The 25,755-nt window shown below is 57.3% G+C and carries 16 protein-coding genes; 6 read left to right on the plus strand and 10 right to left on the minus strand.

Annotated elements, in window-relative coordinates; translation table 11 throughout:
• Positions 1-46: 46 nt before the first annotated feature.
• From FYK55_RS02805 to FYK55_RS28895, 3 genes are all read right to left on the minus strand, one after another.
• Positions 47-886, minus strand: a complete 840-nt coding sequence (locus tag FYK55_RS02805) for a DUF4159 domain-containing protein (RefSeq protein WP_150074687.1) — start codon at positions 884-886, stop codon at positions 47-49.
• Positions 883-3,738, minus strand: coding sequence for a peptidase MA family metallohydrolase (locus FYK55_RS02810; protein ID WP_235908380.1), 2,856 nt, complete (start codon positions 3,736-3,738; stop codon positions 883-885). Before FYK55_RS02810 ends, FYK55_RS02805 begins: the two co-directional genes overlap by 4 nt.
• A gap of 108 nt (positions 3,739-3,846) precedes the next feature.
• Positions 3,847-4,170, minus strand: a complete 324-nt coding sequence (locus FYK55_RS28895; protein WP_161604267.1) for a hypothetical protein — start codon at positions 4,168-4,170, stop codon at positions 3,847-3,849.
• Between the two features lie 223 nt (positions 4,171-4,393).
• Here FYK55_RS28895 and FYK55_RS02820 point away from each other — a divergent pair, with 223 nt between their 5' ends.
• The 4 genes from FYK55_RS02820 (at position 4,394) to FYK55_RS02835 (ending at position 10,534) form a co-directional block, all read left to right on the plus strand.
• A complete protein-coding gene (locus FYK55_RS02820; protein WP_235908381.1) occupies positions 4,394-6,757 on the plus strand; it encodes a prolyl oligopeptidase family serine peptidase in 2,364 nt (787 codons plus the stop codon).
• An 82-nt stretch (positions 6,758-6,839) separates the two neighbouring features.
• Positions 6,840-7,058 carry a DUF3810 domain-containing protein gene (locus FYK55_RS02825; protein WP_150074691.1) on the plus strand — a complete coding sequence of 73 codons (219 nt, stop codon included), beginning with the start codon at positions 6,840-6,842 and terminating at the stop codon, positions 7,056-7,058.
• A gap of 515 nt (positions 7,059-7,573) precedes the next feature.
• Positions 7,574-8,596 carry a zinc-dependent alcohol dehydrogenase family protein gene (locus tag FYK55_RS02830; protein ID WP_150074693.1) on the plus strand — a complete coding sequence of 341 codons (1,023 nt, stop codon included), beginning with the start codon at positions 7,574-7,576 and terminating at the stop codon, positions 8,594-8,596.
• Positions 8,597-8,770: 174 nt separating this feature from the next.
• Entirely contained in the window at positions 8,771-10,534 is a 1,764-nt protein-coding gene (locus FYK55_RS02835; protein WP_150074695.1) for an arylsulfatase, read from the plus strand.
• Positions 10,535-11,537: 1,003 nt separating this feature from the next.
• Here FYK55_RS02835 and FYK55_RS02840 read toward each other — a convergent pair.
• The 4 genes from FYK55_RS02840 to FYK55_RS02855 form a co-directional block, all read right to left on the minus strand.
• Complete coding sequence (locus FYK55_RS02840) at positions 11,538-12,749, minus strand: DUF1552 domain-containing protein (protein ID WP_201743607.1); 1,212 nt, start codon at positions 12,747-12,749, stop codon at positions 11,538-11,540.
• Between the two features lie 266 nt (positions 12,750-13,015).
• Positions 13,016-15,556: a DUF1592 domain-containing protein gene (locus FYK55_RS02845; RefSeq protein WP_150074699.1), complete on the minus strand. Its 2,541-nt coding sequence runs from the start codon at positions 15,554-15,556 to the stop codon at positions 13,016-13,018.
• Positions 15,553-19,110 carry an alpha/beta fold hydrolase gene (locus FYK55_RS02850; protein WP_150074701.1) on the minus strand — a complete coding sequence of 1,186 codons (3,558 nt, stop codon included), beginning with the start codon at positions 19,108-19,110 and terminating at the stop codon, positions 15,553-15,555. The genes FYK55_RS02845 and FYK55_RS02850 overlap by 4 nt, the downstream gene beginning before the upstream one ends.
• Positions 19,107-19,574 (minus strand): MarR family winged helix-turn-helix transcriptional regulator, encoded by a 468-nt coding sequence (locus tag FYK55_RS02855; protein ID WP_201743608.1) that lies wholly within the window; start codon positions 19,572-19,574, stop codon positions 19,107-19,109. The genes FYK55_RS02850 and FYK55_RS02855 overlap by 4 nt, the downstream gene beginning before the upstream one ends.
• A gap of 244 nt (positions 19,575-19,818) precedes the next feature.
• On the opposite strand from FYK55_RS02855, the gene FYK55_RS02860 reads away from it, so the two are divergent.
• Positions 19,819-20,163 (plus strand): hypothetical protein, encoded by a 345-nt coding sequence (locus FYK55_RS02860; RefSeq protein WP_150074703.1) that lies wholly within the window; start codon positions 19,819-19,821, stop codon positions 20,161-20,163.
• Positions 20,164-20,325: 162 nt separating this feature from the next.
• Here the strand turns inward: FYK55_RS02860 and FYK55_RS02865 are convergent, their stop codons facing one another.
• Positions 20,326-21,111, minus strand: coding sequence for a hypothetical protein (locus FYK55_RS02865; protein ID WP_150074705.1), 786 nt, complete (start codon positions 21,109-21,111; stop codon positions 20,326-20,328).
• Between the two features lie 570 nt (positions 21,112-21,681).
• Between FYK55_RS02865 and FYK55_RS28900 the strand changes: the two genes are divergently transcribed.
• Positions 21,682-21,855 carry a hypothetical protein gene (locus tag FYK55_RS28900; RefSeq protein WP_161604268.1) on the plus strand — a complete coding sequence of 58 codons (174 nt, stop codon included), beginning with the start codon at positions 21,682-21,684 and terminating at the stop codon, positions 21,853-21,855.
• A 443-nt stretch (positions 21,856-22,298) separates the two neighbouring features.
• Here FYK55_RS28900 and FYK55_RS02870 read toward each other — a convergent pair whose 3' ends face one another.
• Together FYK55_RS02870 and FYK55_RS02875 are read right to left on the minus strand one after the other, a co-directional pair.
• Entirely contained in the window at positions 22,299-23,024 is a 726-nt protein-coding gene (locus FYK55_RS02870) for a tetratricopeptide repeat protein (RefSeq protein ID WP_150074707.1), read from the minus strand.
• A 606-nt stretch (positions 23,025-23,630) separates the two neighbouring features.
• Positions 23,631-25,634, minus strand: a complete 2,004-nt coding sequence (locus tag FYK55_RS02875) for a type II and III secretion system protein family protein (protein ID WP_235908382.1) — start codon at positions 25,632-25,634, stop codon at positions 23,631-23,633.
• Positions 25,635-25,755 lie beyond the last annotated feature (121 nt).

The following is a 25,755-nucleotide window of genomic DNA, read 5'->3' on the forward strand; positions in this document are numbered from 1 at the left end:
GACGTCCCACGCGTCCGACGCCCGCGCGGTTCCGCATCGGTCAAGGTCAGTGCGTCATCGCGTAGGTCACAATATTGATTCCCATGGGATAGGCCTTCTTGACCGAGTACTCGCGGAAATATTGCTCGTTCTCGCCTTCCCGCTCCCAGCCGTCACCCAAGTCGGTGTTGTGACAGATGAAAACCATGATTCGATCTTCGTCATCGGTGATGGCACGGAAATGCGGCACGCTGGTGTCGCTTCCGTCGCGGGACCATTCCCAAGAGACACCGCTGGCGGCCGCATTGATCGCGGGAACCTGCGGTTTCTCTTTCAGATCGTAGACGTTGTGAAAGATCTCGTGTTCCAACGGAACTTCGAAGGGCTTCCGATCCGGAAAGACTCGGCTGAGCTCGTATTCCAAATTCTGATATTGCGAATCGCCCCAAAAGTCGTCGACCATCAGGAAGCCGCCACTGAGACAGTAGTCGCGGAGCGCCACGGTCTCCTGCTCGCTGAACACCAACCCGCCGGGTTCGATCATGTACAGGAAGGGGTAGTCGCGCAGCTTCGGATCGGTCAGCTCCACGATGACGGGTACCGGGTCGACTTTGATCGTCGTCAGTTGCTGCAAACGCAGTGAAAAATTCAGGTCGCTGTCGGGGTAATCCGTTGACCATCCCCCGCCGCCGCCACGGCCGTAATATGAGTCGTAGCGAACCCGTGCGAAGGTGAAGAGATCACCGGGAAATCGACGATCGACTTCCCACATCGGAACTCCACGGCGATCTTCCTCGATCGAACGCCCGCGACCGCGACGCCCCCACTGGGCCAGCGCCAATTGGCTGACGCCGACGCCGGCCAACAACAGCAGCGTCACCGCAAGCAGTTTCTTGCGATCCTTCATTGCTGTTCCTCTTTGGTATCTGGTTGCTGTTCACCACCGGGTCCGGAATCCGAACCGGCTTCCTCTTTCGTTGACTTTTCATCATTCGGATCGGCCGGTTGCGAGGCACCCGGCTCGGGCGATACCGACTTTGGTTTCTCCGCGTCTTCCGAGCTGTCCGACTTTTCAGGTGCTTCGTCGTTTCCGGCGGGTTCGACGGCCGACTCCTTTTGGGACCCGTCCGACGCTTTCTGCGAATCCTCGTCTTCCTGCGAACTTTCGTCCTTTTCAGATTCCTTCGCCCTGCTCACGGTCAACAACAACCGGTGGGCGTTGCGAAAACGGGGAGCAATCAACAACGCCTCGACCAGGTGTTCTTCCGCGGCGACATGGTCACCGGCGGCAACATGGGCCTGAGCCATTTCGAACTCCAGGCCGGCGACATCCACGGGATTCATCGCTCGTCGGGCGCGGAGCGCCGGCAGAGCCAGCTCGGCTTTGCCCAAGCGTTGGTAAGCTTCCGACAGGGTTTGTTGCAGCTCCAACGAGAGCGGCTGAATCCCCAGAGACCGTTCGCACAGTTCGCGGACTGCATCCCAGTTTTCTCGCTCGCGTTCGATCTCGATCATCCGCTCCAGGGCCGGCAGGGCGTCGGAGGAGCGTTCCAAGAGCTTGGTCAAGGTCTGTGTTTCCAGCGGCCGGTCGTCCTGCTTCCGGTAGCACTGGGCCAGTAGTTCCAGCACACCTTCGCGCTCTCCGGTTGCCGCGCCCTGTGCGACCAATTCCTCCAACAACTTCGTTGCCCCGGCAAAGTCGTTCTGTTTCATCCGGTCTCGGGCAACGGCGATTTTGCCCCAATAATTGTCCGGGTGTGACTTGGCCCACGTGATCACATCGCCGGGCGTGGGCGGATCCGGGTAATCTTCCCGGTCGAATTCCAAGTCAGGCGCAAAGCTGTTCGCGAGCTCGTGTGCGTATTCAGCAAACTGAAGCTCCAATCGCTCCAGCGGCGCGATGTTCATCGCGATGGCGTCGTTGGCAGCCACCCCATCGGCGAGGGAATCCAAAACGGCGTTGAAGGATTCTTCGCCGTACTGTTCGATCAAGAATTCGACGACCAGAGAGGATTCGTAATAGGCGAACTGCAGGTGAGTCGGCGACGGCGGCGCCAGGAACGCGCTACTCAGTCGCCCGATCGGCGTCAGGTCTTCGCCCAGAATCATCTCGCGGTAGCGCGGCGTCATCGATTGGCCCCACGTCGGATCTCGCAACCGTTCCTCGTAAACCGAAATCCCTTCGCTCAACCACCGCGGCATCCGGTTGTTGGTTTTGGTCAGCGTGACCACGTGGCAGAATTCGTGCCACAGGACGCTCTTCCAATTGGACGGACGTGGGCCCTGGGAAGCCGGGCTGTTGGCGGTCACGACGTTGCCGAAACAGACGCCCAGGAATCCTTCTCCGCCGGGCAGCCCGAACGTGCGGATGGCGAAGTCCCCTTGCTTCGGATAGATCTCCACCAACACTGGGCGACGCAGCGTCAGATCGTATTTTTCGCATAAAACGTTTCTGGCTTCGACCAGCAGGTCGGCGACCGCCTGGCCGTAAATCTTGTCTTCGGTGGGACTCATCCGAACCAGCAGGTCTCCCACCTCCACCCGCACCGGGTCGGCGATCCGCCGCGTGACGAATCCATCGACACGATCTTTCAGGGTCATCAGGTTGTAGGCGACGACGTTGTAGGGGTCAGCCGTGTTGACCTGTTCGGCCAACTCCCAGCCCACTTTTTCGTCACCTAGACGCAACAGATCCTGGGCAAGTTGGAACGTGGCGGCCAAATGCGTCGGATCAGCCGTCAGGGCGCGACGTTGGTACTCGGCTCCTTCGGCAAAGCGATACTTGTCGGAAAGCTTCCGACCGATCAGGTGATCGACTTCGGGATTGTCCGGGTAGTGCTCCAGAGCTCGCCGGCGAAGTTCATTTTCTTTGGCATAGTCTCCCTTCAAATGAGCGAGCACGGCCTGCAATGCGAACGCCGATTCGTCCTTGGGATTGATCGCCAGAATCTTGTCGATCGTCTGAGCGGCCTGTTCGTAAAGTTCACGATCGATTTCATTTTCCGCTTGCAGGACCAACGACGGCACATACACCGGGTTGGCCTGCAGGGCCGCCGAGAGGGCTTGGGAAGCGGCTTCGGCATCGGTGGGTTGCAAGGCGACGGCAAGCAGGTAGTCCAACCGGGCGTCTTCCAAGCCCCGTTGTTTGGCCCGCTGCACTGAGTCGGCAGCGACCTTGTAGTCCCCTTTCTCAACCGCCAGCTCTGCAGTCGCGATCAACGCCTCCAGATTCAGCGGATCGTTTTCGAGGACGCGGTCGTAAAACGACTTCAGGATGATCCGAGCATCGATCCCGTTCTTTGAAAAGAATCGGCCGGCGGCGACCAGCGTGTCCGCGGTGGCGTAGCGTAGCCGACCCGTTTGCAGGTCACGCTCGATCCTGGCCTTTTCAAGGGCGACGCGGTCGGGCAAGTCGTTGTAACGTGCCACGCGAATTCCCAACACGCGCAGCGGCAAACTGGTTGGGTACCGATCGATTGCCGCCTCATAGGTTGCCAGCGCTTCGGAGTAGTCGCCGGTATCCAGTTGACACTGAATCAACAACTCCGACCAACGACGATTCCAGATCCCCCGCTCGACCTCCTCGGCAGCAATCTTTTTTGCCTCCTCCAGGCTGCCACGTCGATAAAGTGACTCTGCCTCAGAAAAATTCGCCGCTTCGCTCAGTGACGGCGAGATACCGGAGAGACCGATCGTGATCGCAAACCAGATCAGAGCCAGACGCACACTGGCGAGAACCGATGGGGATGGCAAATGCAACAGCACAGTGAATCGTCGTCCGTGGGAAGGAGATTCGGCGGGCGCGTCCATTGTAGCGGACCCGACAATGCTCGATGAACAATTGCCGCAAGCGACAACATCCCGCCACTATCGCCCCGCTTGGGGCGTCCGGCCGGGAATCCCGCTGCGGAAGCCACTGCGGAGGAAGCCACTGCGGAGGAAGCCACTGCGGAGGAAGCCACTGCGGAGGAAGCCACTGCGACCCGGCAACAAACTGACAATCACGCCAAGCTCATCGCTTACCGAACGGACCGGGACGTTCATTGACTGTCGATCGTTCGTCGTGGATTCGCGTTTGATGGCCGTGACATACCGCTTCGCAACGATGGAACCCCAATCTCCGTCGCAGGTTCCGCCATGGACCGATTTGCCTACCGACATCCCGAGATACGAACCAACCTTGCGGGACATCGGAGTGCGGCGGGCCCCCGTCAACCGGTGGTCCGGAGACCCTGGTGCCTGCTGCTTCAACCAAGCCTCATCGGCCCATCGTGTGGACCCCACGCTCACGCGATTGTTCCTCGCCCGTTGGATGGGCCCGGTAGGATGGGCCCGGTAGGATGGATTGTGACCAGATCAAAAGCATCTATTCTTTGACGACGACACAACTTTCTATCGCTTGCAGGAATCAAACGTGCTTTCAATTCGACTGTCTGTTCTGGATGGCAAAGGCGGGGCCTTTTACGCTGCGTTGATCGCCCTGCTTTTCTTTTCGTCCCAGATTCACGCCGCCGACTCCCCTGACAATGGGGAAACCGATCGACCCAAGCAGCGAAGCCGCACCATCAATCAGCGGCTCGCCCCCGATTGGATTGACGACCACCATTTTACGTTTCGGAGAGAGGATTCGGACGGTGACATCGACACCGTGCTGGTCGATGCGCTCAGTGGCGAGATGTCCGTGCAGAATGATCCGGAGAACGACGAATCGAATGCCGGACTTTCTGGGGGGCCTCCGCCTCGGTCGCAGAACAGCAGCGACCATACCGAGATCGAATTCATCAACCAGGCGGACCAGCCGGTGGAGATTCTGTGGGTGGAAGATTCCGGTCGCCCTCGGGGATACGGAGAATTGGCTGTCGGGCAAACGCGACGGCAACACACTTTCGTGGGACACGCGTGGATGGTGCGAGGACGCGACGGCACCTATTACGGAAGCCTGGTCGCCAACGCCCTGGGAAATACCGCCCGCATAGAAAAGGCCTTTGATGCGCCCCCGGAACGTCGGACGCCCCGCCGCCGCTGGTCGAATCGCCGCCGTGATGGTTCTGGCCGATCGCCCGACGGTTCACGCGAGCTGCGTGCCACCGACAGCGGTCTTCAAATTCGGACGCTCGAATCAGATGACGCCTGGAGAGATCTGCCCGTGGGACCGCTGGACGGCGCCGAACTGCGTTCCCCCCAATGGTCGCCTGACGGCAAGGTCGTCGCGGTCTGGAAAGTGGACGAGCATCCCGCCGAGGAAGTCTTCACCATTGAATCCTCACCCGATGAGGGCGGCCGCGCGGTCCTGCACCGCCACGACTATCGGCTGCCCGGTGACCCGATGGACGAACATCACCTGCTGGTGTTCGACGCTGAAACCGAAAACCCGCTGGCGGTTGACCTACCGGTGTTTGATTTCGGTCGACCTCGGATTCATTGGTTCGACGGTCACAAGATGGCAATCGAGAAGGTGGACCGCGGACACGGCCGATTCCGTTTGTTTGTCGTCGATCCGATCCAGGGCGAGTGGTTCAATGCGATCGACGAGCGACCGGACACGTTCGTGTGGACCCAACACGGGCCGCCCGTCTCTCCGGTCACCTACCTGCAGGATTCCGATCGGGTGATCTATTCTAGTGAGAAGTCGGGCTACCGCCATCTGTACCTGGTCGACCTGGCCGCGCAATCACCGATGACTCCAATCACTCAAGGCGATTGGCTGGTCCGCGAGATCGTCGAGATCGACGAGTCCAACCAGACGGTGGACTTGCTGGTCGGCGAGTATTTCGATGACCAAGATCCCTACCACCGTCACCTGGTCCGCGCGAGCCTGCAGGGCGGTGACGTCGTTCCGATCACCGAGGGCGACGGAGACCATGAAGTTCAGTTTTCACCGGACCGCCAATACGTGGTGGTGACCTACAGTCGCGCCGACGCCCCGCCCGTTCACGAACTGCGTCGCACCACGGACGGTTCCCTGGTCACTGAGTTGATGCGAGCCGAGCGGATCAATGATTCTGACGCTGGCGATTGGGAGCTGCCTCGCGTTTTTCACGCGGCCGGTCGAGACGGGTCGACCGAGATCTGGGGATTGATTCACTTTCCCGAAGATTTTGATCCGTCCCTGGCCGATCACTATCCGATCATCGAAGCGATCTATGCGGGCCCCCACGGATCGCATGTCCCCAAACGCTACCGGCACGGCAGATCCTATGAAGACCTCACGTCGATGGGTTTTGTCGTGGTACAGATCGACGGCATGGGAACTGCCAATCGATCCAAAGCGTTCCACGACGTCTGTTGGCAAAATCTGAAAGACGCCGGTTTCCCGGACCGCGTCGCATGGATCAAAGCCGCCGCCGAAAAGTATCCCGCGCTTGACCCATCGCGGGTCGGCGTGTTTGGGACATCCGCCGGCGGTCAAAACGCGTGCGGTGCACTGCTCTTCCACGGTGACTTCTACAAAGCCGCTGTGGCCTCCTGCGGTTGTCACGACAATCGGATGGACAAGGCGTCTTGGAACGAACAGTGGATGGGCTACCCGGTCGACCAACACTATTCCGACAGCAGCAATATCGACAATGCCCATCGCTTGCAGGGCGATCTATTCCTGATCGTCGGAGAACTGGATGAAAATGTTCCGCCGGAGTCGACGTACCGGTTGGTCGATGCATTGATCGATCACCGAAAGCGGTTCGACTTCCTGATGGTCCCGGGAATGGGCCACAGTGACGGAGGCACCTACGGCCGAGACCGCATGCGCGAGTTCTTCCGGCGCACCTTGAAGCCCTGACGCGAGCCCGTCTTGCCCGTTAACGACACCCCCCCCTGCGAAGCCTTGCACGCCGCTTCGCACCCTTTCTCAGGATTCACTTATGCGCGGGTTGATCATCACCGTCCTTATCGTGGCGCTCCTCTTCTTCGCCGGCTGGCTCCAATACTCCACCACCGACGGTGATCCCACCATTCGCGTGGATACCGAAGAGGTGAAGGAAGATACGGCAAAGATGGTGGAGAAGGCCAACCAGTTGGCCGGGAAAGTCGGCGAATCCATTGACGCCAAACCGAACGAAGAAGAAGACTCGGCGGAATGAGTGGATGCCGTCCGCGACATCGCCACCGCCGCCGGGCGATGGTGAACGGTGGCAGAGATGCTATTCCTGCATCGACAACTGGCGACGTTAGCTAAAAATCAAGCCGAACCGGCTACGCGGCCACGATGATTCCCAGACAGAGTGCCAGAATCAGGAAGATCGCCTTGCCGATTTGTTCAATGATGGACATCTCGCGTGACCCAAATGCAAGGAAGTGATTCGTTGACGCCGCACTGGACTTCCGTCCGACCAGCCGCGGGGTTGCAAACCCGGTACCGCAACCCGGCCGACTTTCAAAGATTCTAATTACGGGAAACCGCGGATGAGCGTTTTTTCCCGGTTTCTGCCGATCGGCGGCGAGTAGCCCGGCTGTCGAATGTCACGTCTGGCTGCCCCGCGCGTGCTCATTTCTTGACCATCCCTGCCTCCAATCGAGCGGCGGGTGTGCTCCGTCTGCCGGCTGTGATTCAATGGGGCGAGCACCACCAGACCTCACACTGCCCCAGGATTTCCCGATGAAAAGCTATCAGATCACCGGCCCCAATGGATTGGATGCACTGGTTCCGGTGGACCGGCCCGAGCCGGAAATCGGGCCGCACGAGGTCTTAGTCGAGATGCGAGCCTGGTCGCTGAACTACCGCGATTTGGGGATGCCGCACGGCGGTTATTACCGCAACGACAAGGTCAAACGCGATCCACCGATGGTTCCGCTGTCCGATGGCGCCGGTGAGGTGATCGCCGTCGGAGACCAGGTGACGCGTTTTCGCCCGGGAGATCGGGTGGCCGGAATCTTCTTTCAAACCTGGTTGGCAGGCGACCTGACCGATGCGCAGATCGGATCCGCCCTCGGCGGAGCGATCGATGGCGTCCTTTCCGAACGCGTGGCGTTTCACCAGGACGGTCTGGTCCGCTTGCCGGAATCGTACTCCTTCGCCCAAGGAGCCACGCTCCCCTGCGCGGCGGTGACCGCCTGGCAGGCGCTGACGCTGGGGAACTTGCAAGCCGGGCAGACCGTGCTGATGCTCGGTACCGGCGGTGTTTCCATTTTTGCCTTGCAGTTCGCCAAAGCCTTTGGGGCGCGCGCCATCATCACCTCCAGCAGTGATAAGAAATTGCAAACCGCCAAGGAACTGGGGGCCGATGTCGGCATCAACTACGGCAACCATCCTGAATGGCAAAAGGAGGTGCTGGAAGCCACCGATGGCGTTGGTGTCGACAACGTCATCGAAGTCGGCGGCGCCGGGACCTTCGAACGCTCCTTGGCATCGGCCAAAGTCAGCGGACGCGTCAGCTTGATCGGCGTGTTGACGGGACAACCCGATCAGAATCCGTCACCGATGATGACCCTGTTCAAACGACTAACGGTTCAGGGGATTTACGTCGGCAGTCGAGAGATGTTTGAAGCCATGGTCCGGGCGATTGAGGTCAATTCGATCGAACCGGTGATCGATCAAGTGTTCGGGTTTGATCAGGTCAAAGAAGCGTACCAGTCGATGCAACAAGCCGGACACGTCGGAAAGATTGTGATCGAACGCTGAACGACCACTGCCTGCCGCGTACTTGCTGGACCGGCGGTCGGACGGGTTTTGTCGATGACCAGCCCGATGGGTTAGAATCTTGTCGAAGCGACCTTCTCGCCTGCTCCAATGCGTTGATTCTTGCCTTGCATCCCTCCGATTCGCACCCTTCTCCCTCCCCACGACGAATCCACCATGTTCCATCTCGCTCGAACCTTTCTGTGGTTACCGCTGGTCGTCTACGCGTTGACGGCCGCCGCATCGGAAAACGGCTCCGAACAGCCTCCGAATATCATCATCGTGATGCCGGACGACATGGGGTACGGCGACCTTGGATTCACCGGCAACCCCGTCGTTCGGACGCCCAACCTGGATCGGTTCGCTTCCGAGAGCGCCCGATTGACGGAGTTCTACGTCAGCCCCGTCTGTTCGCCGACGCGGGCCTGTCTGATGACGGGACATTACAATTACCGAACCCGCGTGATCGATACGTTCAAGGGCCGATCCATGATGGATCCTGACGAGGTGACGCTGGCTGAGCGACTGGGCGACGCCGGATACGCGACCGGGATCTTTGGAAAATGGCATCTGGGCGACAATTACCCGCTGCGCCCGATGGATCAAGGTTTCGATGAATCGCTGATCCACCGTGGCGGCGGACTCGCCCAGCCGTCGGAACCGATTGAGAACGACCGCCGTTACACCAATCCGATCCTGTTCCACAACGGCGAGCAGGTGCAAACCGAAGGCTATTGCACCGATGTCTATTTCGATGCCGCGATGGACTTCATGAAGTCCGCGGTCCAGCGCCAGCAACCCTTTTTCGTGTACCTGCCACCCAACGCGCCGCACGGGCCTTTCCACGACGTCCCCGAAGACCTGCTGGCGTACTATCAATCGGTCGACCTGACGCCGGTGCTGGGCAAGAATCAATCAAAGAAGCACCAGGACACGGTCGCCCGCGTTTTCGCCATGGTTGAGAACATCGACCAGAATTTTGGAAGACTCGACCGGTTTCTCCAGTCCAACGGGCTGAAAGAGAACACGTTGGTTTTGTTCTTGACTGACAACGGCCCCAACACGAACCGTTACGTCGGTCCATTCCGGGAAATGAAATCACATGTCCACGAAGGCGGCATCCGTACGGTGTTCTTTGCTCGCTGGCCGGCAAGCCTGACGCCCGGAGTCACCAGCGATCGAATTGCTGCCCACATCGACATCTTCCCCACGGTGGCGGCGGCGGCCGGAGTCAGTACAGAATCGGGCAACAAGTTGGATGGAAAAAACTTGTTGCCATTGCTTCGCGGCGAGGCCGATGGTTGGCCGGACCGGGCGTTATTCTTCCAGTCGCACCGCGGCAACCGCCCGGTCGAATTCCATCACTTCGGCGTACGAACGCAAAACTGGAAACTGGTCCGTTCAACGGGATTTGGCCGCGAAACCATCGTCAACGATGCACCCTTTGAGTTGTACCGGATCACCGGTGATCCGGGCGAGCGACAAGACGTCTCGGACCAGTATCCGGACAAGCTGAAGGAATTGAAGTCGCGCTACCAGGATTGGTTTCATGACGTTTCACAGACGCGCGACGACAATTACGCCCCACCACGGATCGTGATCGGATCCGATCAGGAGCCCACGTCGGTCTTATCGATTCAAGACTGGCGGGTGGGCGAGTCGTCTGGTTGGGGAAACGACGGCCGCTGGAAAGTTCGCATTGTGGACGCGGGCCCCTACCGGGCAACGGTTCGCTGGGATTCTCCGATCGGAAATCGAAATGTGACACTCTCGGTTGGCGACCAACAATTTCGGGCCTCGCTGGAGCCAGGGCAGACCAGCGTGACCCTCCCGTCGATCGAACTGCCGCTCGGGGCGGTCGACATCGGTGTCGAAGTGACTCCGGCGAAAGGTGCAGAACGCGTCCGATTTGTGACCCTGGAACGCCATTCGACGCCTTGAAGCTTCCCGCCCGTTCCAGTGGAGATCCAAGGCGATGGGGGTGACGCCTTTTGCCAGGTGACCACCGTGCCGGCATTCTGGAAGATGAACGAATCGCACTTCCGGAATCCACTCAGCTCGAGTCGCGGTGAGCTTCCCGTCGTCCGATCGATCACGTGAGTATGATGGCATTGTGAGCGCACGACCGACAGAAACTCTCGATGCTTCCAGAGCCATAGCCGAACGGAGTGTAGCTGGACAGCGCCACTTTCAATCAAAAACACGGTGATTTGCAGTGCAATGAGCGGCAAGGCGCTAGCCGCCGGTCGAGGCGAGAAAACCCGCGGCTAGCGCCACGCGGCTCACCCAAAGTGGCGCTGTCCACGTAGGCTCCCACCGGATGATCTGTAGGTAATGTCAAATTCGCCTGGAACAAAGAATCTTCCACTTCCTCTTTGGTCGACGACCACCTCTTCGATCGCAGCAAGGAGGATTTGGTGTACTTGGTCCAGCCGAAGTCCAATGGAAACAAAGGCAAGAAATCGCGAATGGATCCAGAGTTGTTCTCGAGCAATTGAAACGTGAATCCCGTTTTTTTGCGGGAAATCGCCGCGTGTGCCAGGACAACAGGGAATACCCGCCGGCATTCTTCTCATCGAAAAGCATTTCATTCTTTGAGAGCGAAGGCCACTTGGGACGGTTCGACCAGCCGTGCCAAAGCAAGGCAACAGAAGTCGCCACAGACAATGCGAAGCCGGTCATCAGAAGAATGACAAGGAACCACAACACCAATCCTGAAACAGCTCTCTCACCGTTGTAGTTTGAGATGAGCGCAACAAAGAACCCAACACTCATGGCCGCAAAGATCCCGAACCAGACAGCGGTCATCCAGACGATCGATCGCGGTGAACGGATTGTCGACACCGATTGCGATGGTTTTCTCGGCTCGTACGGATCTGGGGCCATTCTTCAAGCGACCATCTCAACCGGTGATTTGAAGCTCAGCCGTTTCTTCAATCGCCGCTTAGATATCGTTGTAGCTTCCGGTGGAGTCGCCAAATTGGTTCACACCCTGGACTCCGAATTTCTCGAGCAGGCTAACATAGAGGTTTGACATCGGGATGCCACCGGCATCGGTCACCCTTCCCGGCTGCAGCATTCCTCCACCGCCACCAACTAAGATCGCAGGGCAGTTGTCATGCTTGTGCCGATTGCCATCGGAGATCGCACTGCCGTAGAGCATCGCCACATTGTCAATCAGTCGGCTGCCATCGACATCCTGGGTATCACGCATTTTTCGGATGAACTTCGCGAAGTGTTCCATCCAATAGACTTCGATCTTCCCGACTTTCTCCTTGTACTCTGGCACGCGGAGGTTGTGTGTTAACCAATGGTGGCCCTCTGAAATCCCAAGCTGCGGGTAGGGCAGATTGCTGCCGTCATAAGCGAGCAACAACGTCGCGATCCTGGTTTGATCGGTCTGAAATGCGAGCACAAGCAGGTCGTACATCAAATCCATGTGTTCGCCAATTTCGTCCGGAATCCCGGCTGGCGTTGGCACCTTCGGATCGTGGATCTTGGCGATCTGCTCGGTATCGGAGATGCGCCGTTCAATTTCCCGGACGTTCGTCAGGTACTCGTCGAGCTTGAGCTGGTCTTCATGTCCCATATCGCGGATCAACGAACGCGTATCCTCCATCACAAAATCAAGAATCGATTTCTGACGTTCACGGCGAATTTCAAACGACCGTTTTCGCTCGCCGTGATTCCCGATTCCAAACAGCCGCTCAAACACCAATCGCGGATTGGGTTCTGGAGTCACGGGAGTCATCGGAGAGCTCCAGGACATGTTGTACTGATAGGCGCAGGCATAGCCGGTATCACAACTACCGGTATTCCGGATGGCGTCGCAGGTTAGCTCCAAGGATGGGAAACGGGTCAAGTGTCCGAGCTGCTGCGCGGCGACTTGATCAACCGAGATTCCGCATCGAATGTCTTTGCCACCTGTTTTCTTCGCTCGCATCCCCGTTAGATACGTCGCACCAGCGCGGGCATGGTCCCCACCGCCATCGTTTCCGGGAGTTGCGTTAAGTTGGTCGAGCCCCGTGATGACCTGGACATGCTCTCTCAAGTCCTCCAACGGTTTCATCGTCCGATTGAATTCGAAGTTGTCTCCGCTCACTTTGGGAAACCAGTAGTCTTGCACCACGCCGTTGGGATGAATGAAGTAAGCCATCCGCAAAGGTGCCGCACCTCCAACACTGGAAAGATTCGCACCGTCGGTTGCTGATTTTTCTGCGGCTCGCGCGACGGAAGAAAACATCGGCACGGCGACAGCTGCGCCTAACCCACGCAAAAATCGGCGGCGATGTAAGGAAGCGGAGCGTTCGGCCCGTTTTGACGGATTGAATTGGTATTGCATGTCCGGCTACTCTTACAGTCGAGAACGCAAAAAGTTGATTCGCGCGTCGGCGACGCACCGTGTTCATCAATTTATCGGCATCAACGCTCGCCGAGAGCCGACAAACGCTCCGCGTCGGTGAGCGGGAGCCGACGGCGTTGAAATTGGGGGGAATGGAGGATTCCATTCAACAATACCGAAAAACGTCCTTCAGATGCCAGCAAGCGATCCACCAGACCATCGATCGTCGCGGTATCTTTCACATCGATACCGCGTCCCATCGCGTAGATGAGCAGCTTTTCTGTTAGGCAACGATAGAACTCGGCTTGTTTGGTTTCTCGCAGGATACGTTTCAAACCACGAATGTCTTGGAAAGTTTCGCCGGAGAGCAGTTCCCCGGACGCATCAATTGGTTGCCCGCCGTCGCGGTCTCGCCAAACTCCTAAGGCATTGAAGTTTTCTAGCGCGAAGCCCAGTGGGTCCATTCGACCGTGACACGACATACAGACCGCGTTTTCACGATGAGCCGCGAGGACTTCGCGTAGGGTCGGCGTCCGTCCGTCAAAGCGATCCTTCGACTCTTCTAACTCAGGCACGTCGGGTGGTGGAGCGGAGGGGGGTGTGCCGAGGATATTTTCCAGAACGTATAGCCCGCGTTTCACCGGAGAAGTCCGGTTTGGGTTCGAAGTGACCGTCAACAGCGTTCCCTGGGTCAACACACCGCCCCGAGGACTGTCTTCGGGCAGTTCGACGCGGCGCATCTCGTCTCCGGAGACGCCTTCGATTCCGTAGTGCTCCGCCAGGTCTTCGTTGAGAAAGGTGTAGTCGGCGTCGATGAGTTCCAGCACGCTGCGATCCTGTTCCATGATGTAACCGAAGCACAATTCGGTTTCCTGTTGCATCGCACGTTGGATCTCTGCATTGAAGCGAAACGGTGGTCGGCGAAAGCCGGGAAAACCGCGAAACCGTCTGCCCCGCTGTTCATGCTGCCGCTGTTCCTCGGCCAACTGTTCGGCGGACTTATCACCGTCGGCAATCGCCCGCGGGTCAAGCATCAAGTTTTCGATCTCCCGTGATCGCAACCATTGCCCGACAAAGTTGGAAAGGAAGTGACGTGAACGGCGATCACGAAGCATTCGTTCGACCTGGGTATCCAGGTTGTCACGCAACCGGCCTTCTGACGCGTGCGCGAGCAACTCCTCATCGGGCATCGTCGACCAAAGAAAATACGATAGACGTGACGCCAGCGTGTACTCGTCGACCGGTGCGGAAATGGAAATGCCCGATGTTGACGCCGATTCGTCGTTGGATGACTCGGGCTGTTGCACTTGCTCGGTCAGGTAGAGAAATCGCGGCGATGCCAAGATCGCCACCATCGCGCGGCTGATTCCTTCTTCGAACGTATGTGCTGGTTGAGAGTAGGTGTCGGCCGCGATTGCAACCAAGCCATCGACGGTCCGCTGGTCGACGGGTCGACGAAACGCTTTGCCAGCGAATCGCCCCAGTATTTCACTGGCGTAATCTTCCCTTTCTTGAGGATCCGTCGGCGGCGAACTGCGATCGAAATAGCGTTCGTAATTCTCCGGCGGCACCCAATCGTCAACCGCTCGTGGACCCTCCAATGTGACATGGTCGACTTGGATGTAGAGTTCAGCCTCCCGTTCACGCGGCGCCGCATCTTTCGCGTCCGGCAACGGGGTCATTTGAATTTCAAAGTCGTAGTCGCCCGGTTCCAACTCGTAATCGAATTGGAACGGATACTCAACACGTTCTTCCCAGACAAATTTTTGACGGTGGATCTCTTCTCCATCAAAGCGAATCACGAGTTCGGTTCTACCCGGGTCAAAGAAGAAATGCCCGCGAACCCAGAACGATAGGTCCAGCTTGTAATGACCCGATTTGGCAACTTCGAACGTCGTGCCGACTCGAGCGGCGTTCTTGAAATCCAGACGGTCGGTCCTGCCACGGTCTTGTGATGGTTCCTCCTCTGAAACCTCGGATTCCGCGCCCTTGGTCGTCGAAGGCAACGTTAGATGGTCCAACTCCTTGCCGGAGATTCGAACGCGTTTCACTGTTCTTGACACCATCGGAACCGTAGCGGCCACGATCTCTTCGGCGGCCTTTAAATATTTCTCGATCAGGATCTGAGAAACGTTCAGCGCCGCGGCATTGTTGTCGAATCCGTATCCGGTATCGTCGGCCGGGAATAGCTCGTCGGCTTGAAAGTCATATCCCATCAAATCGCGAATGGTGTTTTGATACTCATTTCGGTTGATCCTGCGAATGAGAGCCGGGCCTGGATCGTGGTTGGACTCATCGATACGAAACACGTCCGATTTGATCCAATTGGCGAAACGTGCCACCTCTTCCTTGGACGGCTGTTCCGCGTCGGCGGGTGGCATCACGTCAGCACGGATGTTTCGCAACAACTTGTCCCAAAACGGTGTGTCTTGTCGAAATTCGCCGCGTTGCAAGAACGTACCGATATCGACATTTCCCTCGTTCGCCCCGTCGCCGTGACAATCGAAGCAATACCTGGTCAGAAAGCCTAGGACGTCGCGTTCATAGGTCACTTCGTCAGCCGAAACAGCCAAAGCTTCACCCAACAAAGTCACGACGAAAAGGAGAAGATATCGAGTCATGGGCCGTTCACTTTGGAAAGGAACTGTGACAGCGTTTTAAAGGTGCGGTTCAGTTGGTCATGGTGAAGGTTGTGTCCCGCGTCATCAAGATGCACGAGCTTGCAGTTCGGCATGGCGTCGGCTGACGTTTGGTGGGCTTCGCGGTCTTCATCGGATGCGTCGGCTTTCAAGATCAGCGCCGGAACCTCAATATTCTTCAATGCATCGCCGATTTGCATCGCCCCCGTCATGACTGCGAATGACTCGCCTGAGTAGGCACCGTGGTACTGCTTTTTCGACAAAGCCCAGTATTGACAATCGATCAGGTCCCATTTGGGACTATCACGACGACATTTAGCGACCAGATCATCAAAGGAGTAGTTGTTTTGAGCAACGAGATCTTTAGGGGAACCGAACATGCTGACGGACAATCGCTTCGCCGCCGGTCGGTCGCTGGACCTCTCGTTCGATTCTGGTGAGGTGGGATGCTCTCCTGGTTCTCCACGGCTTCTTTCACGACCTCGAAATTCATCGCGGCCTGATCTCGGCGGCCCACCGCGGTTTCCCGCGCCCGGAAGCAGAGGGTCAAGCATGACGACCGCTTTCGGCAACTGCGGGTACTCTGCCGCAATACGCATCACGGTGTGAGCCCCCATCGAGTGTCCCATCAAGATCGGCCGCTTCAATTCTAGCGTTTCAACCGCGGCAACGACGTCTTTTATCAGAGTGTCCGCGTCATCGTTGGCGGTGAAGGGATCGGACAGGCCATGCCCGCGAGCGTCTAACAGGGTGATATTGAATTGGTCTTGCAGCTTCAACGCCAACGTTGTCCAGCAGAGCCCGTTGTCGGTGATCCCGTGCACCATCACCAGCGGCGGTTTCTCCGCCAACGAAGGCGTCTGGTAATAGTGCAGACGCACCCCGTTTGCATAGAGAAAACCCTCGGACCAACCTTCCGGGGCAGCCGGCGGTTTGACGGCATGACCAATTTCTCCTTCGGTCGGGACTGGCACTGCTTTTGAGTGCTCAACCGCAAAGTTTTTGGCCTCGACCGTCCAATCAGGGTCCTTCGCAAGCTTGCCGTCTTCCCCGAGAAAAACTTGGGAGTTCTCAGTCTTCCCTTTAAGTTGCCAGTCGAGCCAATCGAGCGCTACTTGAGTGAACTCTCCCCCGTGAGGTCGGGCATAGGTTCCCGCATGTCCCACGTCGAAGTTTGTCATCACGATCGGCACGTGGGCCACTCTGGAAAAGTCGTCCATCGCATTGTTGTACGCGATGTCCTTCGGGCCACCCATGATGTAGAGCACCGGTCCGTGCAGCTTTGTCAGGATGTCTTTCTTGAGCGCGGGCATCCCTGGCATAGGAGACGGACTGGGAAGGACGCCGCTATTGCACACGACCGTTGTACTGATGCGTGGATCGTGAGAAACCTCGATCGCTTGCAACCCTCCGCATGACATGCCCATCGCGGCAACTTTCGATGTGTCGATCTTGCGGTCAAACTGACTGCCGCTGCGCTCGCTTTCAGCGATGGCCCAATCGAGTGCAGCGAGCAGTTGGCTGGACAGTGTCTTTTGACGCGAGGTCTCGTCGCGTTCTTCGATTTGATCGAGCAGACCAATTGCCAACACCAAGTAACCATGCGAAGCGATTTCGCTGAGAAAGTTCTTGTGTTCTTCGGTCGTGTTAGCGCACGCACCATTTCCCCACAGCAAAACCGGCAGTTTCTGCTTCTCGCCGAATGGCGATAGATCACGCGGCCGAAAAATGGTCATTCCAGAGAGCGACTCGTCTTCCGTGGCAATTGCCGAATAGGGACCGGTCCCTCCATCTTCGATGATGACTGCCGCGGGCTCCGTAGCGTCGTTCGCGGCCGCGCCGTCAGGCAATTTGGGTTTGAGATGTTTTGCGAAAAATTCTTCGATTGCCGGATCCGTCAACTCCAGTCTTTCGTTGTACGCGAGTCCGTGCTGCGCACCATCGACTCGCAGGTACTTGATGTCCGCGCCTGCGGCTTTCATCTTTTCGACGAAGTCGTCGGTCAACGCGGCACGGACAATTCGATCTTCGCTTCCTTGGATCAAGAACAGCGGGGGATGATCGGCTGCGACATAGCCGATCGGCCACCACTGGGATTCCGCCATCGGAACGTCGCGTCCCAATTCGGTGGGTGGCGAACCGGCGGCAGCAACGTTCACAATGCTGGAGAACTCATCCCAGCCTCCGTCGCCCTCGAGTCCGGCGGACTTTGGTGCCATCGCGAGCATCAAAGCCAGGTGCGCACCGGCCGAATGGCCGTAGGCGCCGATTCGATCAGGATCAACGTGATACTCTTTCGCATGGGCTCGCAACCATCGCACCGCGCACTTGACGTCTTCGATGCACGCCGGAAAAGGGGCTTCGCCAATCAATCGGTACTCGACATTGACGGTCACGTAACCCTTCCTGGCATACTCCGTCATCATTTTTTGGTAGACGTCGACCGATTTTGAACCGCCACGCCAACCGCCGCCATGAACGATCACCAGAGCTGGTCGCAGGTCTTTGGTTTGTTTCGCCGGCATCGCCAAGTCCAATCGCCAGGCTTGACTGTCACCTTTGCGATAAGCAATGTCTCGGATGATCTTTAGATCGCTCGCTTCGTCTTCCGGCTTCGGTTCACTCGGAGTGTCAGCGGACGGTTTTGATTTGGCTTCTCGGACGATCAGCTTTCTGTCACCCGCCCAGTCGATAAATCGATCGACCCACCTCATGACCGATCCAGACTTCCCTTCGCGCAGTCCGAACCCGTGCCCGGCGTTGGAGTAGATGTGCAACTCCGTGGGAACTCCGGCTCGTTTGTATTTCAGATACACGTTCGCCATCCCTTCCGAGATATCTCGACGGTCGCCATAGCCAGCCACGATAAACGTGGGCGGTGATTCGGGCTGAGGCTCGTAGCGATGTGAACGGCCCGGATAGATCAACGCAACGAAATCAGGACGCGACGACTGCTTGGCGATCGAATCGTCGGCGTCTTGATCTCCCGCATCGAATCGCATGCCTGAAAGGGCGGCTATCTCGCCGCCCGCCGAGAACCCCATCACGCCAACACGATTTGGATCAACGTTCCAGTCTTTTGCGCGGGCCCGAACGAGACGAATCGCGCGTTGCATGTCTCCCAATGCGTGTTCGTCGACGGTGTATTTCGAGTCTCTTTCTTCAGCCAGTCGATACTCCAAGACAAACGCGGCGATACCGTGATCGGCAAAGTATTTGGCCGGGGTGTGACCTTCATGCGTCGACCAAAGCGAATTGTGACCACCGCCCGGCGCGACGATGACTGCCATTCGGGTTTCGGCACCCTCGGCGGGTAAGTACGGATAAAGCAAAGGGCGATGAACCTGAGTGACCACGCGGTCGTCACCCGGTCGGATTTGCTTGGGAATGTCCGACATGCCTTCCGAGCCAGGAGCATCGCCTTCGTACAAGTACACCGCCTGCGGTAGCTCGCTATCTGACTGAGCCATCGAGGACCGGCAGACACAGAACAACGCGGCGAAAACAAGGAACGCGATCAATGGTTGTTTGTTCATTTCTGTCTCCACCCTTCAGTCACGGTTTCAGGGACAACCGAATTCGGATCAAGTGATTCAGTAAATTGTTTCAGCAGTTGTACGAGCTTGCACGCGTCATCCGAACTCATTTCGGCGACCGCCCTCCCTCGGATCGAATCTCCAGCCTTCCAAAGCTGCCCGAACTTGCGTCGCCCCACTTTCGTTAAGGCTGCCATTCGAGCTCTGCCGTCGGTGGGGTGACGCTCCCGGCGCACGAGTCCCCGCCCTTCCAGCAGGACCAGCATCGCGCGAACCGTGCTCGGGTCAGACGGCATCCGATTAGCCAGCTCTTTTTGCGTCATCGCACCGCCCTCGGACAGCCTGGCCATCAGCACGAATTGGTCCGCCGTGACTCCGTAAGGTGCGAACGCCGCGTCAGATTGGCGATGAAGCATCAGGTAGGCGGCGCGCAACGCCAGCGGAATCTCTTCCTGGGGGTCCAAAACACGGCTCCTCTTCAAAGTAATGCGTACACGCACTAAGATAAGCGGTGGGATCTCGGAAGTACAATTGTCAGTTTGAGGAAATCTAAAGAAGAAATGGGCTTCCTAGGCATCTACACCCTCAAAGGTCGCTTCAAAAGGCAAACCGAGTGATTCCCTGTGTGGTGTTAGGACTCGACTCAGTTGATTCCGATGCGATCGACATGCCTCGGCGATCGATAAAAATTGGGAGGGTGGAAACTTCGTGAGGTCCAAGGACGTCTGGCCGGCGTTGCCTGTCAAACCCAGCCTGAAAGCCGTCATCCGACGAGTTGCTGGGAAAGGAAACAGTAAGACGATTTTCTGCTTCGGACTTATCACCGCCGGTGCACAACGCAACGGCAGGCCACTGAAGACGACTTGGCTGCGTGAACGTGCCGAAGAACTTAAGAACCGCTATCCTGAAATGCCGGGCGTTGCTTTCGTCCAACGGGGCAACGATGACACACCCGAGTTTCGCGAGTTGATTCGATTTTGTGACCAACTCAGCGGCGAAATGTGGCCGGACGACCATGCTGCGGTCGCCCCGGATGCGCAATCGCAAGATTAAATCTGCCGCCCGTGACACAGGATCTTGGTTCGGCAGGTGAGGGGGATGATCCCCAGGCAGCTTCTGCTTGTGTCTGTGGAAAAGAGCTCGCAAGTTCTCTTTCATCCACACCCCCAGGAGGGAACGCCATGCTTCCGTTTTCCAAGCTGCTTTTTCAGTGATTTAAGGGCGTTTGTCGCCGAGTCGCAGATTCTTTTCGACGAAGACGCGGCCATCGGACCACACGCTCACTTCACTCTTCTTGAGAGAGCGTCCGAGGTAATCGACCAGCTTGTCCAAAGTTCGTCGCAGGCGTTTCGGGGCCGGATACTTTTTGTGTCCTCCGTACCACAGGACTTCGTAGCTACGCGATGTCAGCGTCACTTGTAGGTCGATGATATCGACGAGGTCTTCGTCTTCCTTGTCGAAATGCCGGTCCATTAACTCAACCAGCTCACGGCGAATGCCTTCGGATACATCATCGGTACCCGCTGTCGGTTGTTTGGGCTGCTTTGAATTCAACCATTTCTTGAATTCACGTCGTTCTTTCGCCAGCGGCATCACGTTGCCACGCATTCCCCGAATCGCAGGAAGCACGGCCACTTCACGATCGTCCAGATCAGGAACGCCCGTTCGCTTCTTCGACATCCGTGATAGAAAGTCCGACCATGTCGTAGCGACCACTTTGGTTTCGCCCTCGCTGCTACACCAGACGACGGATGGGTTTCGTTTCGTCCCGAACCAAAAAGAAACAAATCCGCCATCAGGAAGTCGAAGGACGGGAACCATGTGGCCCTCCGGTTCAAATCCCAGCAGGTCCTTCGGTTTGGTGTGCTTGATTGCGAACCAGCCAAGGTCACCTCGCTGCGATTGCTGACACGCCTGGACAAACGCGTGAAACGTCGCTGGTAAATCGAAGTGCTTCGGTAGCTGTCGTTCGATGGTGGAAAGCTTGATTTCGTATTTCATCGGCCAAGTGTTCAATGAATTCTTTGAAAACGGGTTTCGCGAAATATGAGTTCGTTCTGGCTGGTCCGCGACGAATGAAAACGCTTCCCGATCCTTCTGTCAACGAACTGCGGCTTGATTGGACACGCTCAGGTCGCCCGGATGACGGGCATCCAGATTTGACCTGCCCAACCGTTCTAAAGTACTTCTTGTTGAGCGGGATGAAAGTTGCTTGGCTTGTCTTTGCCCAGTGATACCCTCTGAATGTACAGGGTCAGCGACTGGCCCAAGCCCGCAGCAGTGGACGGCACTTGGAAAACAACAGCAGTCCGGGAAACGTGTCGCATCTCAAGGACGCACCGTGTTTCTTTGGCAATTTCATTCGCCACCGCGCCGGCCAACCGGATGGACTCGCTGTAGCTGGACAGCGGCACTTTGGGTAAGCCGCATGGCGCTGATTGCACTGAGAATCACGGTGTTTTTTTTGATAGTGGCGCTGTCCAGCTATTTCACGCGTTCGTCGGACTGGATTGAGCTCCGATTGACAGCCGCTTAGAATTGAACGGGGCTGTCTAGAAAGTGAGGATCAGCATGAATTCCGAAGACACCGAGCCGACACCAGACGAACCGAAAGAACAAAAAGAAACGAAGATTCACGCCGAGGAGGCAAAGGATCGGCAAACCACGCACTGGGATATGGACTATCTCCCAGCCAATCAGATTGAGGATGCGTATAAAGAGGGTGAGGAAGATGGCGACGCCTGATTCCGGGAGTGGGTGTTGATCCGTCTCACCGCGAACCAGACGCGTGAGGTGCCGTTTTCTGAATGCACTGCTGACTCCTCATTTTGGTGCCGGATTGCACTCGGGACTCCTGAAGTTTCTGGTACGGTATTGAGTCAATTCAAGGCAGGGAGCCCCGTCCACTTTATTCTGAGCCCCCCTGTTGATTGCTTGCGAGCCCAAGTCGAACTTCGAAGTCCTTTCTGTCTGGTTCGTCGTTTGAACCCGCTCCGATTGACGAAGACGGCTTTGCTTTAGATTACTGGCGGGGGCATCTCCGCCATCTCAAGGAGTGGGACTCAAAAACGTTCAGCTGATGATCAAATGTAAGCTTCCTGGATTGGCCGGGGCACTCTGAGAGTTCTTTCAGGCTGCGGACTGGCAGCGTGACACAGCTTACGTTTGTCGGTACGTCCTCAAAATTTCTAGCGAGTCATTGAATCTGAGGGTTGATTGGCTGCCGCCAGTTCGGTGCGAAGCGAGTCACGTAGATTGAACGTTTCTTTTGGGCACCCCGGAATCTGTGTCGCAGTTGCTAGTTCCGCTAGTGCGCTATCGATTCGCCCATGGTCGAGGTCCAAGACCGCAACATTGTGATGGGAGCCGGCAGGCCCGTAGAGCTCCCTAAACACCTCAATCGATTCCTCGCGCTTTCCGAGTTTGTACAGCACGATAGCCAGAGCCGATCGAAGACGTTCATCTTCGGGATGTTTATTCAAACCTTGGCTGATTATCAATTCTGCTTCGGCATTCCGCTTGGACTCGATAAGTGTCCAAGCAAGGTTGTTGTAAATCTCGGAAGTAGCAACTCCCTTCGCCAGCACACTTTGATAGCGGCTGAGTGCTTTTTCCGTTTGTCCCGTCTGTGCGTACAGCGGAGCCAGCTCAAGATCTAGCGCTCCGGCTTTGGAGTCTAATTGCTCGGCTTTCTCGTACAGCAAGATGGCCTCTGACGCGTGCCCCTTCGCCGCGACAGACCTCGCAGTTTCAATGCAGAGTTCTCTTTCGTCGGGCTTTTCGCGAAGTAGCTGAGAGTTTGGCTCGCTGCTCAGCGGTTTAAGAAATTGGCTGGTGCTTCGTTTTTCAAGGCTGCTGCAGCCAACGTGAATGGATGCAAGGAGCAAAGCCAGGAAGACGGTGAATCGGGCCATCAGAAGCTTCCCCCCAGCCCATTCACACCACCGAATCCGAATCCTCTCCGGCCAGAGCGAGCGGACCCTCGAGATCGGCCTCCCAAAAGACTGCCCTCAGCGACCGGCCCCGATAGACCAAGTGCCGCTGGAGTTGCCAGCTCGAGATGGATACTGGCGATGCCAAGCTCGGCGAGCCTGTTGCCAACAGCCTCCAGTCTTCTTTGGTCCAAGTCTCTGTCACCGGACGGCTCAACAATCAAAGTTTCGTTGCCAAGTCGTCCTGTCACGTTGTGGCGGGCAAGCCGGTCCAATGCGGCGGGTGCGAGGTCGGTGGACTTTCCAACGAAATCTGCCCGGTAGAGGACATTCTGGTCGAGATTTGCCGCTTCCACTTGGGACTGCTGAACATTGCACAGCTTCGAGCCAGCTGGCTCGGGCACTGCGCCGGCAGGGATATCCGAGCAACAATCGACTCCCAGGATTCCGCCCCGACTCGCGCAGCCCGCTAAACCAACGCACGCGCAAAGTACCAGCATCAGGCTCTTGACCTTCCCGATCTCAGGGTGACTATGGCCTGACGAAGCGTTTCGACGCAATCTCATGGTCAGGATTCTCTTCACGGTTCTATTCATTCGGGCCCCGACGGATCAGGCCCTCAAAGTCAACACTTTGTTCGATTTGCATAACGTCCGGTCCAATCGATTCGACGGTCGCTTGCACTCCAAGTGGCGAATACGGCAGGTGAGGATTCGCCATTGAACTCGCGCAGCATCGATCCGTTGGCCCTACCTGCCCGATCATGTATCGATCGGCACGGCAATGCTGGGCACGTTTTTGACGGGCGTGATCCGTTCGAACCGAGGCCCGATAGTCCGTCGATCGACGACTCTCTAAACGATTTGCGATGAAGAACTCGATATCTGTCGGTTCATGGACATCGCTGCCGGGTAAAGCCTGGCAGTTGCACGCGTCGCTGGGTGCAACAAGGTGCGGCGTCACAAGAATCACCAGTTCCTGCTCTCCACTACTGCTTCGATTGACTCCACCGGTCGACCCGATGATCGGAAGATCTCCCCAGAACGGAACGCGGTCCGTGCTTGCGCCGTAGTTGGTTTGTAAGAGCCCCGCGACTGCAATTGACTGTCCACTGCGCAATTTGACAGTTGTGGCAAAGTTGCGACTGTTGAGTCCAGAAACCTGCGTTCCGTTTCCCGCACCACCGATTGTGGTCCCCAAAGACTCATCCCGAGTGCTAACCTCCGCGTTCACTTGAAGGCGGATGACATCGCGATCTTGAATGAACGGGGTGAACTGCAACTGAACGCCGAAAGGCACAAAAGAGACGCCCTGCAGGTTTTGCCCGTTTCCGACGCCGCCTGCAGAAATGATCGGCACGGGAAATCGCCCTCCCGCCTGGAAATCGGCCGGCTGACCATTCATCGTGATCAAATTCGGTTCCGCGAGCGTTCGCGAGAGATTGAGTCTGCGTAATGCCTCGATCGCGAGCCGAACTTGTCCCATGTCGAGTGATGCAAGAATGTTCGCTCCGGATTGGCTGTCGCCTCCCGGTTGCACCAGATTGCCGGCGAGAGATTGAAAGACGGTGAACCCGTCGTTGTCATCGACTGCGAAGTTCAGGCCGATACTGCGGGCCGCGCTACGGTTGACTTCCGCAACCGTCACTTTCAACATGACCTGCTGCTCGCCGACTACCTTCATTTGGTTGATGATCCCTGCTTGTGCGAGAGCAATCGGATCAATCACCCGGCGTCTCTGTGCGGCTGCTTCTTCTGCGGCGAGTGGATCAATGGTTTCCTGAAAGCTAAATGCTCCCGCGAGGGTGACCGGGTTGACGGCAGCAACGGGTTCGTCGGGTCGAATGAGCCCGGCATTCACGCCACGAGCACCGGCAAGCACCTGTAAGATCTGACCCATTTCGACGGTGTCAGGCGTTTGCCCGCGAACGATCATGCGATCTTCGATCTGGTCGAGTTCAATGAAGCTGTTGGGAAACTTCTGGTTGAGCTCTTGTTCCAGTGACTCAATTGGGCGAGCCAGGATTGGATCAGCGAAGACCCGTACCAAATAGCTTACGGTCGATTGGCCCGATGGCGCGCTGCCGTCCTCGAACCATAGGATCAACGTCGTCGAACCAGGCTGCAAACCCGTGATCGCAATCTCCCTGCCGCTTTGTTCGTCGATCACTTCGGTTCTGACGGTCTGGTCGTCAGGCACATAGATTCTTTTGGGAGCCTTGGCTAGCTGCAAGACTTTCGGCCGGCCAAGCACCAGATTGAGCGGCAGTTCGGGATCGATGGTGTTCTCAACAAATCGCTCCGCGCGGCGGACCGCGGCGGCGGCCGGAGGCGGCAAGATAAGGTCCGACGGAAAACCACTCTGGATTCTAGAACTCGGCTGGATCGGCTCGCGTGGTCCGGCCTCTTGCTCCCCACGACTCGCACTCGGGCGTTCGATCGCTTGCATGACATCGGCAGGGGGCAGATCCATCCCGCCAGCCGCCCGCGGGTCGCTCGGAAACGGGTCCTGGCCGGAAACCCGATTCGCCGCCCCACCCAGCACGGTCAGGCTAAATAGAAGCAGTGGGCAGATGGTTGCAGGAAATCGCACGACGTCAGTGGCCTCAGTTGAATTGACACGCACCGCACTCGGCCGGGAACGAGCGAGTGCGTTTGCTTGTGAACGGGCGTAGCCCATTCGGTTGAGTCCGACCACCGGATTTTTCATCTAA

This window comes from Roseiconus nitratireducens, assembly GCF_008629675.1.
Classification (GTDB): domain Bacteria; phylum Planctomycetota; class Planctomycetia; order Pirellulales; family Pirellulaceae; genus Stieleria; species Stieleria nitratireducens.

What these genes read in the sequence shown, in the direction of transcription:
- FYK55_RS02805 (WP_150074687.1), bottom strand. Translation starts at nt 886, where the DNA reads ATGAAGGATCGCAAGAAACTGCTTGCGGTGACGCTGCTGTTGTTGGCC.
- FYK55_RS28895 (WP_161604267.1), bottom strand. Translation starts at nt 4,170, where the DNA reads ATGTCCCGCAAGGTTGGTTCGTATCTCGGGATGTCGGTAGGCAAATCG.
- FYK55_RS02825 (WP_150074691.1), top strand. Translation starts at nt 6,840, where the DNA reads ATGCGCGGGTTGATCATCACCGTCCTTATCGTGGCGCTCCTCTTCTTC.
- FYK55_RS02830 (WP_150074693.1), top strand. Translation starts at nt 7,574, where the DNA reads ATGAAAAGCTATCAGATCACCGGCCCCAATGGATTGGATGCACTGGTT.
- FYK55_RS02835 (WP_150074695.1), top strand. Translation starts at nt 8,771, where the DNA reads ATGTTCCATCTCGCTCGAACCTTTCTGTGGTTACCGCTGGTCGTCTAC.
- FYK55_RS02840 (WP_201743607.1), bottom strand. Translation starts at nt 12,749, where the DNA reads ATGGCTTACTTCATTCATCCCAACGGCGTGGTGCAAGACTACTGGTTT.
- FYK55_RS02845 (WP_150074699.1), bottom strand. Translation starts at nt 15,556, where the DNA reads ATGACTCGATATCTTCTCCTTTTCGTCGTGACTTTGTTGGGTGAAGCT.
- FYK55_RS02850 (WP_150074701.1), bottom strand. Translation starts at nt 19,110, where the DNA reads ATGAACAAACAACCATTGATCGCGTTCCTTGTTTTCGCCGCGTTGTTC.
- FYK55_RS02865 (WP_150074705.1), bottom strand. Translation starts at nt 21,111, where the DNA reads ATGAAATACGAAATCAAGCTTTCCACCATCGAACGACAGCTACCGAAG.
- FYK55_RS28900 (WP_161604268.1), top strand. Translation starts at nt 21,682, where the DNA reads ATGAATTCCGAAGACACCGAGCCGACACCAGACGAACCGAAAGAACAA.
- FYK55_RS02870 (WP_150074707.1), bottom strand. Translation starts at nt 23,024, where the DNA reads ATGGCCCGATTCACCGTCTTCCTGGCTTTGCTCCTTGCATCCATTCAC.